At 68.9% G+C, this 14,427-nt stretch carries 18 protein-coding genes; 7 read left to right on the top strand and 11 right to left on the bottom strand.

Annotated features, from left to right (window positions below):
- Window position 1: 1 nt before the first annotated feature.
- The 5 genes from ABFX45_RS30300 to ABFX45_RS30320 all read right to left on the bottom strand — a co-directional run bounded on the left by ABFX45_RS30300 (window position 2) and on the right by ABFX45_RS30320 (window position 5,383).
- Window positions 2-2,131 (bottom strand): ABC transporter ATP-binding protein, encoded by a 2,130-nt coding sequence (locus tag ABFX45_RS30300; protein ID WP_346133580.1) that lies wholly within the window; start codon window positions 2,129-2,131, stop codon window positions 2-4.
- Window positions 2,131-3,108 (bottom strand): ABC transporter permease, encoded by a 978-nt coding sequence (locus ABFX45_RS30305; protein ID WP_211337474.1) that lies wholly within the window; start codon window positions 3,106-3,108, stop codon window positions 2,131-2,133. Before ABFX45_RS30305 ends, ABFX45_RS30300 begins: the two co-directional genes overlap by 1 nt.
- A gap of 16 nt (window positions 3,109-3,124) precedes the next feature.
- Window positions 3,125-4,102 carry an ABC transporter permease gene (locus tag ABFX45_RS30310; RefSeq protein ID WP_109638576.1) on the bottom strand — a complete coding sequence of 326 codons (978 nt, stop codon included), beginning with the start codon at window positions 4,100-4,102 and terminating at the stop codon, window positions 3,125-3,127.
- Between the two features lie 404 nt (window positions 4,103-4,506).
- A complete protein-coding gene (locus tag ABFX45_RS30315; protein WP_346133583.1) occupies window positions 4,507-4,977 on the bottom strand; it encodes a cytochrome P450 in 471 nt (156 codons plus the stop codon).
- 97 nt (window positions 4,978-5,074) lie between these two features.
- On the bottom strand, window positions 5,075-5,383 hold the full coding sequence (locus tag ABFX45_RS30320; protein ID WP_346133585.1) for a hypothetical protein: 309 nt from the start codon (window positions 5,381-5,383) through the stop codon (window positions 5,075-5,077).
- A 127-nt stretch (window positions 5,384-5,510) separates the two neighbouring features.
- Here ABFX45_RS30320 and ABFX45_RS30325 point away from each other — a divergent pair, with 127 nt between their 5' ends.
- Entirely contained in the window at window positions 5,511-5,954 is a 444-nt protein-coding gene (locus ABFX45_RS30325) for a MarR family winged helix-turn-helix transcriptional regulator (RefSeq protein ID WP_346133587.1), read from the top strand.
- On the opposite strand, the gene ABFX45_RS30330 is transcribed toward ABFX45_RS30325, so the two are convergent.
- Window positions 5,947-6,966, bottom strand: a complete 1,020-nt coding sequence (locus ABFX45_RS30330; protein ID WP_109638572.1) for a hypothetical protein — start codon at window positions 6,964-6,966, stop codon at window positions 5,947-5,949. The two genes, ABFX45_RS30325 and ABFX45_RS30330, sit on opposite strands and share 8 nt — an antisense overlap.
- 18 nt (window positions 6,967-6,984) lie before the next feature.
- Here ABFX45_RS30330 and ABFX45_RS30335 point away from each other — a divergent pair, with 18 nt between their 5' ends.
- Genes ABFX45_RS30335 through ABFX45_RS30345 form a run of 3 tightly spaced genes read left to right on the top strand, consistent with a single transcriptional unit; the run spans window position 6,985 to window position 9,449 of the window.
- Window positions 6,985-7,518, top strand: a complete 534-nt coding sequence (locus ABFX45_RS30335) for a DUF6886 family protein (protein ID WP_346133589.1) — start codon at window positions 6,985-6,987, stop codon at window positions 7,516-7,518.
- A gap of 9 nt (window positions 7,519-7,527) precedes the next feature.
- Window positions 7,528-8,184, top strand: coding sequence for a response regulator transcription factor (locus ABFX45_RS30340; protein WP_109638570.1), 657 nt, complete (start codon window positions 7,528-7,530; stop codon window positions 8,182-8,184).
- Window positions 8,181-9,449, top strand: a complete 1,269-nt coding sequence (locus ABFX45_RS30345; RefSeq protein ID WP_109638569.1) for a sensor histidine kinase — start codon at window positions 8,181-8,183, stop codon at window positions 9,447-9,449. The genes ABFX45_RS30340 and ABFX45_RS30345 overlap by 4 nt, the downstream gene beginning before the upstream one ends.
- On the opposite strand, the gene ABFX45_RS30350 is transcribed toward ABFX45_RS30345, so the two are convergent.
- A complete protein-coding gene (locus ABFX45_RS30350) occupies window positions 9,406-9,903 on the bottom strand; it encodes an SgcJ/EcaC family oxidoreductase (RefSeq protein ID WP_109638568.1) in 498 nt (165 codons plus the stop codon). The two genes, ABFX45_RS30345 and ABFX45_RS30350, sit on opposite strands and share 44 nt — an antisense overlap.
- Window positions 9,904-10,026: 123 nt before the next feature.
- On the opposite strand from ABFX45_RS30350, the gene ABFX45_RS30355 reads away from it, so the two are divergent.
- Window positions 10,027-10,404 (top strand): PH domain-containing protein, encoded by a 378-nt coding sequence (locus ABFX45_RS30355; RefSeq protein ID WP_109638567.1) that lies wholly within the window; start codon window positions 10,027-10,029, stop codon window positions 10,402-10,404.
- On the opposite strand, the gene ABFX45_RS30360 is transcribed toward ABFX45_RS30355, so the two are convergent.
- From ABFX45_RS30360 to ABFX45_RS30370, 3 genes are all read right to left on the bottom strand, one after another.
- Window positions 10,362-10,616 carry a hypothetical protein gene (locus ABFX45_RS30360; RefSeq protein ID WP_109638566.1) on the bottom strand — a complete coding sequence of 85 codons (255 nt, stop codon included), beginning with the start codon at window positions 10,614-10,616 and terminating at the stop codon, window positions 10,362-10,364. The genes ABFX45_RS30355 and ABFX45_RS30360 overlap by 43 nt on opposite strands.
- A gap of 144 nt (window positions 10,617-10,760) precedes the next feature.
- Complete coding sequence (locus tag ABFX45_RS30365) at window positions 10,761-11,192, bottom strand: DoxX family protein (RefSeq protein ID WP_109638565.1); 432 nt, start codon at window positions 11,190-11,192, stop codon at window positions 10,761-10,763.
- Between the two features lies 1 nt (window position 11,193).
- Window positions 11,194-11,382, bottom strand: a complete 189-nt coding sequence (locus ABFX45_RS30370; RefSeq protein ID WP_346133592.1) for a hypothetical protein — start codon at window positions 11,380-11,382, stop codon at window positions 11,194-11,196.
- Between the two features lie 58 nt (window positions 11,383-11,440).
- Here ABFX45_RS30370 and ABFX45_RS30375 point away from each other — a divergent pair, with 58 nt between their 5' ends.
- Entirely contained in the window at window positions 11,441-12,430 is a 990-nt protein-coding gene (locus ABFX45_RS30375) for a tetratricopeptide repeat protein (protein WP_346133594.1), read from the top strand.
- Here ABFX45_RS30375 and ABFX45_RS30380 read toward each other — a convergent pair.
- Window positions 12,387-13,049, bottom strand: coding sequence for a winged helix-turn-helix transcriptional regulator (locus tag ABFX45_RS30380; RefSeq protein WP_211337473.1), 663 nt, complete (start codon window positions 13,047-13,049; stop codon window positions 12,387-12,389). The two genes, ABFX45_RS30375 and ABFX45_RS30380, sit on opposite strands and share 44 nt — an antisense overlap.
- 223 nt (window positions 13,050-13,272) lie before the next feature.
- Here ABFX45_RS30380 and ABFX45_RS30385 point away from each other — a divergent pair, with 223 nt between their 5' ends.
- Window positions 13,273-14,418 carry an acyl-CoA dehydrogenase family protein gene (locus ABFX45_RS30385; RefSeq protein ID WP_170155072.1) on the top strand — a complete coding sequence of 382 codons (1,146 nt, stop codon included), beginning with the start codon at window positions 13,273-13,275 and terminating at the stop codon, window positions 14,416-14,418.
- Window positions 14,419-14,427 lie beyond the last annotated feature (9 nt).

The raw sequence follows: 14,427 nt of genomic DNA on the forward strand, positions 1-14,427 counted from the left end.
CTCAGAGGACCTGACGGATCTGGGCGAAGTGGCAGGCGGCCTCGTGGTCGGAGGCCTGCACCTCGCGCGGCGGTTCCAGCTCGATGCACGTGCGCTGCTTCTCGGGAGGCAGCGAGGCGTGCAGGAAGCACCGGGTGCGGAACCGGCAGCCGGACGGCGGGTTCGCCGGGCTCGGCAGATCGCCGGTCAGGAGAATCCTCTCCCGCTGGCGTTCCTTGACGGGGTCGGGAATCGGGATCGCCGACAGCAACGCCTGCGTGTACGGGTGGCGCGGCGCGTCGAACACCGAGTCCACCTCGCCGATCTCGATGATCTTCCCCAGGTACATCACGGCCACGCGGTCCGCGATGTGGCGCACCACCGACAGGTCGTGGGCCACGAACAGGTACGCGAGGCCGAGCTTGGCCTTCAGCTCCTCCAGCAGGTTGATGACACCCGCCTGGATGGAGACGTCGAGCGCGGACACCGGCTCGTCGAGCACGACGAGCTTCGGTTCCAGCGCGAGCGCCCGCGCGATGCCGATGCGCTGCCGCTGACCGCCGGAGAACTCGCCCGGATACCGGGAGAGCTGTTCCGGGCGCAGGCCGACGAGACGCATCAGCTCCGGCACGCGCCGGTTGATCTCGTCCTTGCCGTAGCCGTGCACCTGCATCGGCTCGGCGATCACGTCGTTGATCGTCAGGCGCGGGTCGAGCGACGCCATCGGGTCCTGGAACACGACCGACAAGTCGCGGCGGATCGCCTTGCGGCGCTTGGAGTCCAAAGAGGACACGTTCGTGCCGAGCACGGAGATCTCGCCGGCCATCGGCTTCTGCAGGCCGAGGATCTCCATCAGCGTCGTGGTCTTGCCGCAGCCCGACTCGCCGACGAGGCCGAGGGTCTCGCCCTCGCGGATGTCGAACGAGATGCCGGCCACGGCGTGCACGGTGCCGACGCGGCGCTTGAACACCACGCCCTTGTTGATCGGGTACTCCTTGACCAGGTGGTCGAGCTCCAGCACGGTGTCACGCTGCTCGCGCGGCACCTTGGCGATCTCGGCCTCCTCGACGACCTCGGCACCGAAGATCTCGGCGGCTGCCTCGGCACCCTCGGCGTCGGTCGCGGCGATCTCACCGGTGCGGATGCACGCGGCGTGGTGCTCGGCCGAGCCGTCCACCTCGATCAGCGGCGGTTCCGCGGTGTGGCAGGCGTCGACGACCATCGGGCAGCGCGGCGCGAACGGGCATCCCGGAGGAAGGTCCGTGAGCGACGGCGGCTGGCCGGTGATCGGGACGAGCGGCTGCTTCTCGCCGACGTCGAGGCGCGGGATCGAGCCGAGCAGGCCGAGCGTGTACGGCATGCGCGGCTGCTGGTAGATCTCGTCGACCTTGCCGGTCTCCACGGCGCGGCCCGCGTACATGACCATCAGCCGGTCCGCGAACCCGGCGACGACGCCGAGGTCGTGGGTGATGATCACGATGCCCGCGCCGGTGACCTCCTGCGCGGTCTCGAGCAGCTGCAGCACCTGGGCCTGAACCGTCACGTCGAGCGCGGTGGTCGGCTCGTCGGCGATGATCAGGTCGGGGTCGTTGGCGATCGCCATGGCGATCACCGCGCGCTGCCGCATGCCGCCGGAGAACTCGTGCGGGAACGCTTTGGCGCGTTCGGCGGCGTTCGGGATGCCGACGAGGTCGAGCAGCTCGACCGCGCGCTTGTTGGCGGCCTGCTTCGAGACGGCGCCGCCGCGGTGCACCAGGATCGCCTCGGCGATCTGGTCGCCGACGGTGTAGACCGGCGTCAGCGCGGACAGCGGGTCCTGGAACACCATCGAGATGCGCCGGCCGCGGATCTTCGACAGCTCCGTGTCGGTGCGGCCGATGAGCTCACGGCCCTGGAACTTGATGGAGCCGGTGATGCGCGCGGACGAGGGCAGCAGGCCCATGACCGCGAGCGACGACACCGACTTGCCCGAACCGGACTCGCCGACGATGCCGAGGACCTCGCCGGGCGAGACCTGGTAGCTCAGCCCGCGCACGGCCTGCACGCGGCCCGCCTCGCTGGGGAAGGACACGTGGAGGTCTTCGACCTGCAGAACCGGTCCTTCGACCACCGGGTCGGCCGGCGAGTCGAACAGGATCTCCGAACTGGTCATCAGGCGGCCTTCTCCTTGGTGTCCTTCTTCTCCCGCTTGCGCACGCGCGTGGAGGTGGGGTCGAGCGCGTCACGCAGACCGTCGCCGACCCAGTTCACCGCCAGCACGAACACGACGAGGAAGCCCGCCGGGAACAGGAACAGCCACGGGAAGGTCGTCGCGGACTCGGCGTTGCCGCCGATCAGCGTGCCGAGTGAGACGTCGGGCGACTGCACGCCGAAACCGAAGTAGCTCAGGCCGGTCTCGGCGAGCACGGCGGAACCGACGTTGATGGTGGCGTCGATGATCAGCAGCGACGCCATGTTGGGGACGATGTGCTTGGCGATGATCGTCCGTGCCGGCTGCCCCATGAACCGGGCAGCCTTCACGAACTCGCGCTCTTTCAGCGTCAGCGTCATACCGCGCACGATGCGCGCGGTGATCATCCACTGGAACGCCGCCAGCATGAGCACGAGCAGCCACCACGACTTGCCACGGAACCACGGGCTGAGGATGGCGATGATCAGGAAGGACGGCAACACGAGCAGCAGGTCGACCACCCACATGAGCGCCTTGTCGGCGACACCGAGGAAGTAGCCGGCCGCCGCGCCGACGATGGCTGCCACCGTCGTCGAGATCAGCGCCACCAGCAGACCGATGATCAGCGACTTCTGCAGTCCGCGCATGGTGAGCGCGAACATGTCCGTGCCGATCTTGTCGGTGCCGAAGATGTGGTCGGCGTAGGGCGGCTGCAGGAACGCGGTGTAGTCGCGGTCCTCGTAGGACCACTGCGTCAGCAGCGGCCCGAGGAACGCGAGCAGGTACATCGCCACGATGATGGCCAGGCCGACCAGCGCCAGCTTGTTGCGCATGAAGCGGATGAGCACCAGCCGGCCACGCGTCATCGCCTTGCCCGGTTCGGGCGCGGCGTCGACGGGGCTGCCAGAGGCGGCGCCGGCGGTTCCCGCGGAGTCGCCCTCGTTGAGGATCACGGTCACGTCGTCGTCACCTTGCCTAGTTCACACGGATTCGGGGGTCGAGCGCGGCGTACAGCACGTCGGCGAGCCAGCCGGAGAACAGCACGCACACCGCGACGAACAGCGTCACCGTGGCGGTCACGTTCGTGTCCTGCGCCGAGATGCCGGTGACCAGCCAGTCACCCATGCCGAACCAGCCGAAGATCCGCTCGGTGAAGGTGCCGCCGACCACGAGCAGGCCGAAACCGAACGCGAACAGCGTCGCCATCGGGATCAGCGCGGTGCGCAGGCCGTGCTTGAACAGCGCCTTGCGGCGGGTGAGGCCCTTGGCCTGCGCGGTGCGCAGGAAGTCGCTGCCCAGCACGTCGAGCATCGACGAGCGCTGGTAGCGGCTGTAGTAGGCGATCTGGCCGAGCGCGATCGCGAGGGTCGGCACGATCAGGTGCTGCAGCCGGTCGCCGAGGTGCTCGAACCAGTTGCCCTGGAAGCCTGGTGTCTGCTCACCGACGAAGATCAGCACGTTGGTGCCGATCGAGTCGTTGATGCCCTGCGCGCCCATCTTGAGCAACGTGCCCAGCACGAAGACCGGCGTCGACAGCAATATGAAGGAGAACAAGGTCGCGAAGTAGTCGCTGAACTTGTACTGCCTGATCGCGCTCACCACGCCGAGCAGCACGCCGAACAGGATGCCGATCGTGATGCCGAGCAGGAACAGCCTCAAGCTCACGCCGATGCGCCTGCCCAGCTCGTCGGTGATCGGGCGGTCGGCGATGGTGCGGCCGAAGTCGCCCTGCACCACACCGCCCATCCAGGTCACGAACCGCTGCGGGATCGGCTGGTCGAGGTGGAGGTCTCGTTTCTTGGCCTCGATCGACGCCGCCGGTGGCGGTGGGTTGCGTTGCTGCAGCACCCCGATCGGGTCAAAGGTGACGGAGGCCAACGTGAACGCGAGGAACGTCGCCACGAGGGCGAGCACCACGTAGTTGACCAACCGCCGCAACAGAAATCCGGCCACCCGTGTTCAGTCCTCTCCCCGGTGGTTGCGACGTCGGCGCACTGGATTGCAGTGGACGAGTTGCAAGAGATTAACCGCCGATCTGGCGGACCGCCGCCCACCCCCACCATTACGCGGGGGGCCCACTGACCGGGCCATAGTCACCCATGCGTGGCGGAATGGGCGGGCGAACAGCCACATCAACAGTTGACTCTCGGCAATTGTGTGTCCAAGCGTGACCATTGTGCGTCCAGATCGCTGTATTCACCGTGAAGTTCCTGCTGCGGGCACGGATGGACCTGACGCATCCGGGTGAATGCAATGACCGGAAGATGTGGGACAAGCAGCGCAATGCGATCCGAAACCGGGCATCACGCTGCGGAGCGCGTTGAGCGTGCAGGGTTACTTTATCGATGCGGACCAGGTCACGGGGCCGTCCAGCGCACCGGGAGTTCGGCCACTCCGCCCACCAGCTGTTCCGTCCTGGGGGTGAGTTGCGCCACGTCGACCGCTAGGCCGAACGTCTCGAACCGCGTGACGAGGGCGCCGAAGACCTCGGTCAGTTCGACGCGCGCGAGCGGTGCGCCGACGCAGGACCTCGGGCCGTGGCCGAAGGTGAGGTGCGGGTTGGACTCGCGTGACGTGAAGGCCGCCGGGTCGGGGAAGCGGTCCTCGTCGCGGTTGGCCTGGTCGATGCCGAGCAGGACGAGATCGTCTGCCGGGATGCGGACGCCTTCGACCTCGATGTCGGACATCGCGTACCGGGGCATGCCGGCGTCTTCCCGCGGCGCCGAGACCGGTGAGCGGTGGCGCAGGATCTCCTCGACGACGTCCGGGATGGTCGTGGGGGCGTCGCGGAGTGCGTCCCACTGGCCGGGGTTGAGGCCCAGCAGCATGACGCCGCGGTCGATGACGGCGACGGTCGTCTCGTGGCCGGCGAACAGCAGGCCGGCGCTGCGATCATTTCTTCCTGGCCTGGTGGCGTGCCTTCGATCAGACGGGTGATGACGTCGTCGCCGGGTTCCTTCTTCTTGCGTTCGACGAGCTCACCCATGTAGGTCCAGAGGCGCCGAGCAGTCCGCAGATGACCAGGACCGGCAGCGGGAACGACACCGCCTCGTGGAAGTTCGCCGGCTGGGGCAGGCGCGTGAGGTCGTCGAGCAGGCCGTCGACGAGGTGCCGCACGCGTGGGCGCAGCGCCTCCATGTTCCTGGCGGAGAACGACGGCGTGAGCATCCTGCGCATCCAGGTGTGGCGCTCGTTCTCCTCTTCTTCTGTGGCTTGGTGCGGTTTGCCGAGCACCACCGAGTCGGTGAGTCTCGAGGCGTTGTCCGGGTCGGGGTGGCCGCGGCCGAGCCTCGTCGCCGGCCAGATCCCCTGATCCGTCGTATGCGACGCGTCGTGTCCAACGTACCTTAGACTTCGCGCCGTGGTCGACGCTTTCCAGGACGCGGAATCCGTGATGGCGCACTTGCGCGCGTTGCGGCAGGAGTTGCTGACGACGTCGATCGAGCCGAGCGGTGACCGGGCGCGCAGCGGGCTGACCGCGCCGCAGGTCAGCTTGATCAGGTCACTGGTGACCGAGGGGTCGGCGACGGTGACCGAGCTGGCGCGGCGGTTGAGCCTGTCGCACTCGACGACGTCCGGGATCGTGGACCGGCTGCAGGCGCGCGGGCTCGTGACGCGGGAGGCCGACCCCCATGACCGCCGCTACACCCGCGTGCGGGTGACCGAGCCGGTGCACGGGTACACGCGTGAGCTGTCCGAAGGGCCTTACGGGCGGCTCACCGCGGCGTTGGAAGCGGCCTCCCCCGCGGAGCGGAAGGCCGTGCTGGACGGGCTGGAGACCCTGCGGGCGTTGCTGGCTAGGTGACGCGCCACAGGCGGTCGCCCGCGATCACGAAGACCTGACCGCCGGCCACCTCGGCCGCCTTGACCTCGCCGGTCGGGCCGTCCGCCGGCCGTTCGTCCTTTTCGGACACCAGTTTCACGCCGTTGTGGTCGACGAACAGCGTCGGGGTGCCGTTGACCGGGACGGGTGCGGCGAGGTTCTGGTTGTCACCGACCGGGATGTCCGGGGTGGTCAGCTTCTTCCACTCCGGGCCGGACCACCAGGCGAGCTTGCCCTTGCTGCGGCCGACGACGTGGCAGGTGCCGTCCCAGCAGCGGGCGGCCAGCGCGGCGTCGCCGTCCGGGAGGGTCGCGGTGGTCCAGGTCCTGCCGTCGAACCGCCAGACCGCCGCGCTCACCGTGCCCTTGGCGATCTGCCAGCCCACGACGAGGGCGCCGTCACCGTCGGGCGTGACGGCGAGGGGGAAGCGGAGGAGCTCCTGCGAGCTCTCCAGGACGGTGCCCGCCGAGGGCTGGCGGCTCCACGTGTCCGCCGCGTACGTCCACATCGCGATGTCGAGGCCCGCCTTGGCGCTCTGCCAGGTGCCGATGATCAGCGGGCCCTGCTTCGTGCGGACCACGCCGATCAGCTCGCCCGCGCCGTAGCCGCCGAACGTGCTGAACCCCTGCGGTTTCTCGGCGATCTGGTGGGTGTCGCCGGTCCAGGCGCTCCACCGGACGTTGCCGTGCGCGCCGCCGCGTTCGCCGCCGACACCGGTGATGGTGGAGCCGTCGGAGGTGATGCCGTACCAGTGCGCTTCCTTGCCGTACGGGGTGGCCGGGGTGAGCCGCACGTTGCTCAGCGTGCCGTCCTCGGCACGGGTGACGAGCTCCGGGTGGTCCGTGGGGCGGGTGCCGATCACGAGCATGTCGCCGTGCGCGGCCAGGGCTTCTGGTGCGGCGGTGAGGTCGACGGCGGTGAAGCCGACCGACTCGTCGCCGCCTGAGGAGCAACCGGTGAGGACCAGCAAAACCGCGAGCGTCAGCCTCCGCATGCGGGCCAGTATGACCACATGCGGCCCGAACCCGGTGAGGTACTGCACTTTTCGGAGGATCCGGCGATCACGAGGTTCGTGCCGCACCGGGCGGCCACCGCACGGCAGCCGGAGGAGTACGTGTGGGCGGTCGGCTTCGACCGCTGCCCCGACTACTGGTTTCCCCGGCAGTGCCCGCGGGCCATGGCGTGGGTCGTGCCTTCTTCTTCGGACGAGGACCGCGAGCGGATCATCGGGCCGGGATGCGGTAAGCGGGTGCACGCGGTCGAGTACGGGTGGCTTGAGCGGATGCGGACCGTCTCGCTGTACGCGTACCGGCTGCCCGCCGACGTGTTCCGGCCTTTCGGCGACGCCGCCGTCGTCGCCGTCGAGCCGGTCACGCCGTTGGGGCCGGCCGAGCCGGTCGGGGACCTCTTCGAGTTGCACGAGGAGGCGGGGATCGCGCTGCGGGTGCTGCCGAACCTGTGGCCGTTCTGGGACGCCGTCGTGCCGAGCACGCTCGGGTGGAGCGGCATCAGGCTGGGGAACGCCCTGCCCCGGTCAGTGGAATGATCTGCGCCCATGCGGGTGCTGCTGGTGGAAGACGACGAGCCGATCGCGGAATCGCTCACACGCGGGCTGTCGCGCTACGGCTTCGACGTGCAATGGGTGCGGAACGGGGCCGACGCGCTGACGGCCGACGGCGACTTCGCCCTCGTGCTGGTCGACCTCGGGCTGCCGGACATGGACGGTCTCGACGTGTGCCGGGAGCTGCGATCCCGCAGTGACGTGCCGATCATCGTGATCAGCGCGCGGTCCGACGAGGTCGACCGGGTGGTCGGGCTGGAGATCGGCGCCGACGACTACGTCACCAAACCGTTCGGCGTGCGCGAGGTCGTGGCACGGATGCGGGCGGTGCTGCGGCGCGTGCAACCGAGCCAGAAGGAGCCGACGCAGGAACGCGGCCGGTTGCGCATAGACCGGCGGACGCGGCGCGTACACCTCGACGGGGCCGAGGTGGAGCTGTCGCCGAAGGAGTTCGACCTGCTGGCGTTCCTGGCGGAGGAGCCGGGCGCGGTGTTCACCCGCGAGCAGATCATGGAGGCGGTGTGGGACGAGAACTGGTTCGGTCCCACCAAGACGCTGGACGTGCACGTGGGTGTGCTGCGCCGCAAGCTGGGTGACGCGGCCTCGCTGGAAACCGTGCGTGGTGTGGGTTTCCGGCTGGTGCTCGCGTGATCCGCCAACTCGTCTGGAGTTACGTGCTCCTGGTCGCGGTGGCTATCGCGGCGTTCACGGTGCCGGTGGCGTTCACGCTGAACAGCCAGCTGTACGACGACGCGGAGAACACCGCGCGCAGGGAGGCCCAGACCGCGGCACTGCTGCTGGCGACCGGCGACACGCGGTCGCTGCGGGCGCTCGCCGACGCGTACGAACACGAGACCCCCGGCCGGATCGAGGTGCTCGGCCCGCAGCCGGAGAACAAGGTCTGGGACCGCAACGGCCTCACCCTCACCGTGCCCGCGCGCCGGGCCGACGGCACCGTCGTCGGCGCGATCCGGCTGTCCTATCCGGACGACCGGATCGTGCAGAGGCTCTGGCAGATCTGGGGTTTCCGTGCCGCGCTCGCGATCACCGTGCTGATCGCGGCGGCGTTCCTGGGCTGGTGGCTCGCGAAACGGGTCACCCGGCCGTTGCGGGAGCTCAACGACATGGCCGGCCGCCTGCGCGACGGCGACCTCGCCGCACGCGCCGAGGAGACCGGGCCGCCCGAGACCCGCACGCTCGCGCGCACGTTGAACAACGCCACCGAGACGATCAGCACGCTGGTCAACTCGCAGCGCGCGTTCATCGGCGACGCCTCGCACCAGTTGCGGACCCCGCTGACGGCGTTGCGGCTGTCGCTGGACAACGTCGCCGACGGGGTGGACGACGACTACGTGCGCGAGGACGTGGATCGGGCGACGGCCGAGGTCGTGCGGATGAGCCGGCTGGTCAACGGCCTGCTGGCGCTGGCCCGCGCCGAGGCCACCGTCGGGCACCCGGAACCGGTGTGGGTCAACGACGTCATCGCCGACCGGTTCACGGCGTGGCGCGCGTCGGCTGACGAACGCTCCATCTCGCTGGTCTCCGAAGGGTTCGACCTCCGCGTGCTCGCCACGCCGGGTCACCTGGAGCAGGTGCTGGACAACGTGCTGTCCAACGCGCTGGAGGTGTCACCGGACGGCGGGACGATCCTGGTCCGCACCACGCGGCCGGCGGTGGTCGAGATCATCGACTCCGGCCCCGGCCTGCCCGCAGCCGATCGGCTGCGGGCGTTCGACCGGTTCTGGCGCGGTCAGGGCCTCACCGGCAAGGGCGGCTCCGGCCTGGGGCTCGCCATCGTCAAGCAGCTCGTGACCGACGACGGCGGCACCGTGACGCTGGAGGACGCGCCTGGCGGCGGGCTCTGCGTGCGGATCAGACTTTCTCCGGCATCGCCGACGAGTGGTGGTTCACGATGAGCCACTTTCCGTCGATCTTCTCGTAGACGAACGTGTAGCGGGCGTCCACAGTGGTCGGCTTGCCGTCCTGGTTGAGCGCGAACCGGTAGGTGCCCGCGTCGATCGCGTCGTCGTTGTCGAGCACGGCGATGTGCGAGTCGAGGATCGTGCCGCTCGGCTTGTTCTGCAGGAAGTGCTCGAAGTAGTCGACGATCTCGGCACGCGTGCTGCGCACCTTGTTCGACACCGTCGGCAGCAGCACTGCGTTCGGAGCGTAGTGATCGGCCACCTTCTGGGGGTCACCCGTCTTCAGGGCGGCGTTCCAGTCGTTGAACAGCGCGGCGATCTGCTCGTTGGTCGGCTTCTCGTCGGCCTTCGGCGCCTGCTGTGCGACGCTGCCGGCGGCACCGGAGCATCCGGTCACCAGCAGCGCGGCTCCGACGAGGGCAGCGGCTCCAACCAGGTGCTTACGCATCGTTTAGGTCCTTCCCGATCGAGTGGCTGTTGACAACCACTTTCGGGTAACGCGCAGAAGCGTCCGGACAGGAGCAGCCCAGCGTTCGGCCAACCTTTCGGAAAGCCTGGTAAATGTGGACGTATGGGACTTCTCAGCGGAATGATGGGGAACGCGTCAAAGCTCGACCCGAGGGCGGCCGCGAGTGAGTTCGGGCGGCTTTTGGCGCAGGGGGAACAGGTCCACGCGGCGTATCAATTGGTGCGCGACTCGTTCCTGTTCACGGACCGGCGGTTGATCCTGGTCGACAAACAGGGCATGACGGGCAAGAAGGTCGAATACCACTCGGTGCCGTACCGGGCGATCACGCAGTTCGCGGTGGAGACCGCCGGTCACTTCGACCTGGACGCGGAGCTCAAGATCTGGGTCTCCGGCGGTGACGCGCCGATCTCCAAACAGTTCGGCAAGGGCGTCGACGTCTACGAGGTGCAGGCGCTGCTGGCGGCGTTCGTCGCGCGGTAGGACCTGGTCTCCGTCTGGACCGGGCTCGCGGTGCCCGCCTTCGGCCAGCTCTGGGAGGAGAGCGCCACGGCGATCTCGGCCAGTGCCACGACGAGCGCGGTGACGAGGTGGCTGGTGTCGAGCAGGACGTTCAGCAGGGTCAGGACCGCGGGCGCGAACCGGCTGCGGACCAGCACTCGCGTGATGACGGTGGCGCAGCGGGTGGTGGACATTTCCGTTCCCTTCCAAGGATTTTCCCTTCACAGATACGTCGAACCAGACACTCCCGTTTCGACATCGCCGGGCAGAAAGTCCTGGCCGCACAACGAAAAATCCCCCACCGGCACGTGGCCGGCGGGGGATTTCGCTTGTGCGGTCTAGCGAGGCTGCAGCATCGGGCGGAACTTGTCGCGGTACGCCCACGCCAGGCCGATCTCGGCGGCGGCGACCAGAACCGCCATCACCGTGCCGGACGGCTCCAGGAACACGTGGAACAGCACGATGTTCACGACCATCGGGGCCAGCATCGCCAACGCCAGCGGCACGAACCGGCCGACCAGCAGCAGCACACCCGAGACCAGTTGAACACCGGACGCCAGCTGCAACATGTACCCCGTCGCGTACAGGGCACCGCTGAACGCCACACCCTCCGGTGCCAACGTGCTCGGATCCGGCGCCGGCATGAACATCAGAAACCCGTTCAAGCCCGTCGTCGCGAACAGCAGACCGGTCAGCACACGGGTGACGATCGTGGCGTAACGGCCGACGGCGAACTTGCGGGCGGCGGGGGTGGCGATCGTGGCGCTCATGTCAGGTTCCTCCTGGGCTGTGGTGTCCTTCCACTGATGCGTCGAACGACCACCACACCGGATCGACAACCACGCCCAGAAAATCTTCAAAAAGTTTCGCCGAGACGAGAATGCCCTGGTCAAAGGCACGGAACCACTCCTGGCCCGCGACCGATTGCTCACGTGCGTCACCCGGTTCGCCCATATCCACGGTGACCCCGGACCCTCCCTTGCTGTGACGGGCCAGCCGTCGCGGAAGGGGTAGGAAGGTGCGGTTGACGGTGGTGGCAGCGGCCCCCGGCTACGGCAAGACGGAGACGGTCAGGCGCAGGTCGCGCCAAGCGCGGTGGTGTGCGGGCGAGGCGGCGGCGGACTTCATCCGGACGCGGCGGTGGGCTCCGCAGGTCGTGCTGGACGAGCCGTCCGTGCCGCCCGACGAGCTGCGCGAGTGGCTGAAGCGCACGCCGTGTGAGCAGGTCACGCTGATCACGCGCACACCGTTCGAGTGGGAGAACTCCGAACAGATCGGTCCGGCCGAGCTCGCGCTGGCCGAGTCCGCGGTCGCGCCCGAGGTGTACCGGGCGACGCTGGGATGGCCCGCGCTCGCCCGGCGGTGGCCGGACCACGAGGCTTACGTGCTCGCCACGGTCCTGCCGGCGTTGTCGGCGAAAGCCCGGCACCTGGTCACGGCGTTCGCGCGGCTCGGGCCGGTCCGGCGGGCGCTGTGCGTCGAGCTCGGGGTCGATCCGGCGGCGATCGTGGAGCTGACGAGGCTGGGCGTGCTGGTGGACGGCGCGCTGGTGCCGGCCGTCGCGGAGTCGGTCGAGCCGGTTGCCGTGAACTACCAGCGGGCCGCGAACTGGTACGCCCGCAACGGCCACCCGGCGGCCGCCGCGCACCTGCACGACCGGCTCGGGCAGCACCGGTCGCTCGCCACGCTGCTGGACGAACGCGGCAGCGAGATCCTGCAGGCCGAGCCGAGGGTGTTCGGCAAGCACCCGCTGCTCCGGAACAAGGCGAGAGCGCTGGCAGCCGTGCACGTCGAACGGGCGAACGAGCTGTTCGGCCAGGCCCGCTATCCGGAAGCGTTGAAGCACGCGGATCTGGCCGTGCAGCTGGCGGAGGACCACGAGTCGTTGCTGATCCGCGGTCGTGTGCTGGGCAGACTGGGCCGGTTGGAGGACGCCCGCGCGTGTGACGTCCGGATCGACGAGCTCAGGTCGCACGAGCAGCGCGCACGTGCTCGGCGACAGGGCTGAGCTTCAGCCACACCGGCAGGCCGCGCACCACCCAGCGCGGGCCGGTCAGCTCGATCGTGCCCGCGCGGACGGCGTCGAGCAGCTCGACCTCGCCCTCCCACATGCGGTAGAGAGTCGCGAGGTCGGACGCCATCACCGCGTCGACCTCCAGACCCGGATCGGTGTAGCAGACGGAGGCGTCGCCGGGTTCGACGACGAGCCAGAACGTGCGGCGCCGGTCGTTGATGCGGATCTCGATGTTGGCGCGGCGGCTCAGCGTGCCGGTGTCGATGCGGCCGTGCATCCACCACATCAGCACCTCGGGGTCGAGCTCGTCGGCGCGCGGGTCGCCGAACGCGTACCGGGCGCCCCAGTCGGCGAGGCCGAACACCAAGGGGCGCAACGCTTCACCCGCCGGCGTCAACGTGTAGCCGTCGCCGGTGCGCTGCACCAGGCCCGCGGTGGCGAGCTGCCTGAGGCGCCGGGACAGCAGGGCGCGTGACAGTCCCGGGAGACCGCGGGACAGCTCGTTGAAGCGCGAGGCACCGATGAGCATGTCCCGCACGATCAGCAACGTCCACCGGTCGCCCAGCACCTCCACGGCGCGGACGATCGGGCAGTACTGCGCATACGTCCTCAAGGTCCAGCCTCCGCTCTTAAAGGACTTCCTGCGGCGCTCGACAACACTGTGCACACGTCCTCAAGGCCCAGCCTCCGCTCCTAAGGGACTTCCTGCGGCGCTCGACAACACTGTGCACACGTCCTCACAAATGGAAGTCTCCGCCGCGGCGAGCGTTTCGTTACCGCCGTCCGGTTCACTTTCAGAACTACCTGCGGCGCTTGACGGTTCTTACGTTCGTCCCATGACAACACTTGAGACACCACGCGTGACCGGCACGTTCCCGACCGTCACCAGACACGACGACACGAAGTTCGTGCCGATGGCCGCCCGCATCGGCGCGATCGCGGCAGCCCACGCGTCCGGGCACGACCGTGACGCGACGTTCGTGGCCGAGGCGTACGAGGCGATGCGCGAAGAGGGATATCTGGCGTTGGCCGTACCCGAGGAGCTGGGCGGTCTCGGCGCCACGATGCGCCAGGTCTGCTACGCGCAGGCGGAGCTCGCCCGGCACGACGGCGCGACCGCGCTGGCCGTCACGATGCACCTGTATCTGACGCTGATGCAGGGCTATCGCCGACGCAAGGGAGCGCCGGACGCGGAGGGTGTGCTGCGGCGCGTGGCCGCGGAAGGCCTGGTCATCGCGACCAGCGGCGGTTCCGACTGGCTGTGGCCCACGACCACGGCGACACCGGTCGACGGCGGGTTCCTCGTTTCGGGACGCAAGACGTTCTGCAGCCAGTCGCCGCGCGCGAACGTCGTCGCGACGAGTGCCGTGCTCGGCGAGGAGGTGCTGCACTTCAGCGCGCCTCTCAACGCCGACGGCGTGCGCATCGAGGAAACCTGGGACACGCTCGGCATGCGTGGCACCGCCAGCCACGACGTGGTGCTGGAGGACGTGTTCATCCCTGCCGACAAGATCGCGGCGCGCCGGCCGTACGGGGAGTTCGGCGCGCCTCTCTTCGCCGCGGTCGTCCACTTCGCGCCGGTGTGCGGGGCGACGTACTTCGGCATCGCGGCGGGCGCTCGGGACGTGGCCGTGAAGTCGACGTCGAAGAACGCCGTGCGGCAGATCGGGTTGATGGACTACAAGCTGCGCACCGCGTGGTGGTCGCTGATGGGCTCGATCGAGGAGCTGGGCGACGACTACACGGCCGGCGCGGAGTCGGTCACCACGGTGATGCTGGCCAAACGCCACGCCGTGGTCGAGGCCGTCGAGGTCGTGAACCTCGCGATGGAGGTCCTCGGTGGACGGTCTTTCTTCCGGCGTTCACCGCTGGAACGCGCGTACCGCGACGTGCGTGCCGGGACGTTCCACCCGCTCACACCGGAAGCCACACTCGTGTACGCGGGCAAGGTCGCACAGGGTGACCCGGGAGTCACGGAGTAAAACCTTCTT

Source organism: Lentzea roselyniae, assembly GCF_039537795.1.
In the GTDB taxonomy this organism is placed as follows: Bacteria; Actinomycetota; Actinomycetes; order Mycobacteriales; family Pseudonocardiaceae; genus Lentzea; species Lentzea atacamensis.

Coding starts and splice junctions, on each gene's coding strand:
- ABFX45_RS30330 (WP_109638572.1), bottom strand. CDS start 6,966: ATGCGGAGGCTGACGCTCGCGGTTTTGCTGGTCCTCACCGGTTGCTCC.
- ABFX45_RS30385 (WP_170155072.1), top strand. CDS start 13,273: ATGACAACACTTGAGACACCACGCGTGACCGGCACGTTCCCGACCGTC.
- ABFX45_RS30300 (WP_346133580.1), bottom strand. CDS start 2,131: ATGACCAGTTCGGAGATCCTGTTCGACTCGCCGGCCGACCCGGTGGTC.
- ABFX45_RS30355 (WP_109638567.1), top strand. CDS start 10,027: ATGGGACTTCTCAGCGGAATGATGGGGAACGCGTCAAAGCTCGACCCG.
- ABFX45_RS30360 (WP_109638566.1), bottom strand. CDS start 10,616: ATGTCCACCACCCGCTGCGCCACCGTCATCACGCGAGTGCTGGTCCGC.
- ABFX45_RS30365 (WP_109638565.1), bottom strand. CDS start 11,192: ATGAGCGCCACGATCGCCACCCCCGCCGCCCGCAAGTTCGCCGTCGGC.
- ABFX45_RS30335 (WP_346133589.1), top strand. CDS start 6,985: ATGCGGCCCGAACCCGGTGAGGTACTGCACTTTTCGGAGGATCCGGCG.
- ABFX45_RS30315 (WP_346133583.1), bottom strand. CDS start 4,977: ATGCTGCTGGGCCTCAACCCCGGCCAGTGGGACGCACTCCGCGACGCC.
- ABFX45_RS30350 (WP_109638568.1), bottom strand. CDS start 9,903: ATGCGTAAGCACCTGGTTGGAGCCGCTGCCCTCGTCGGAGCCGCGCTG.
- ABFX45_RS30340 (WP_109638570.1), top strand. CDS start 7,528: ATGCGGGTGCTGCTGGTGGAAGACGACGAGCCGATCGCGGAATCGCTC.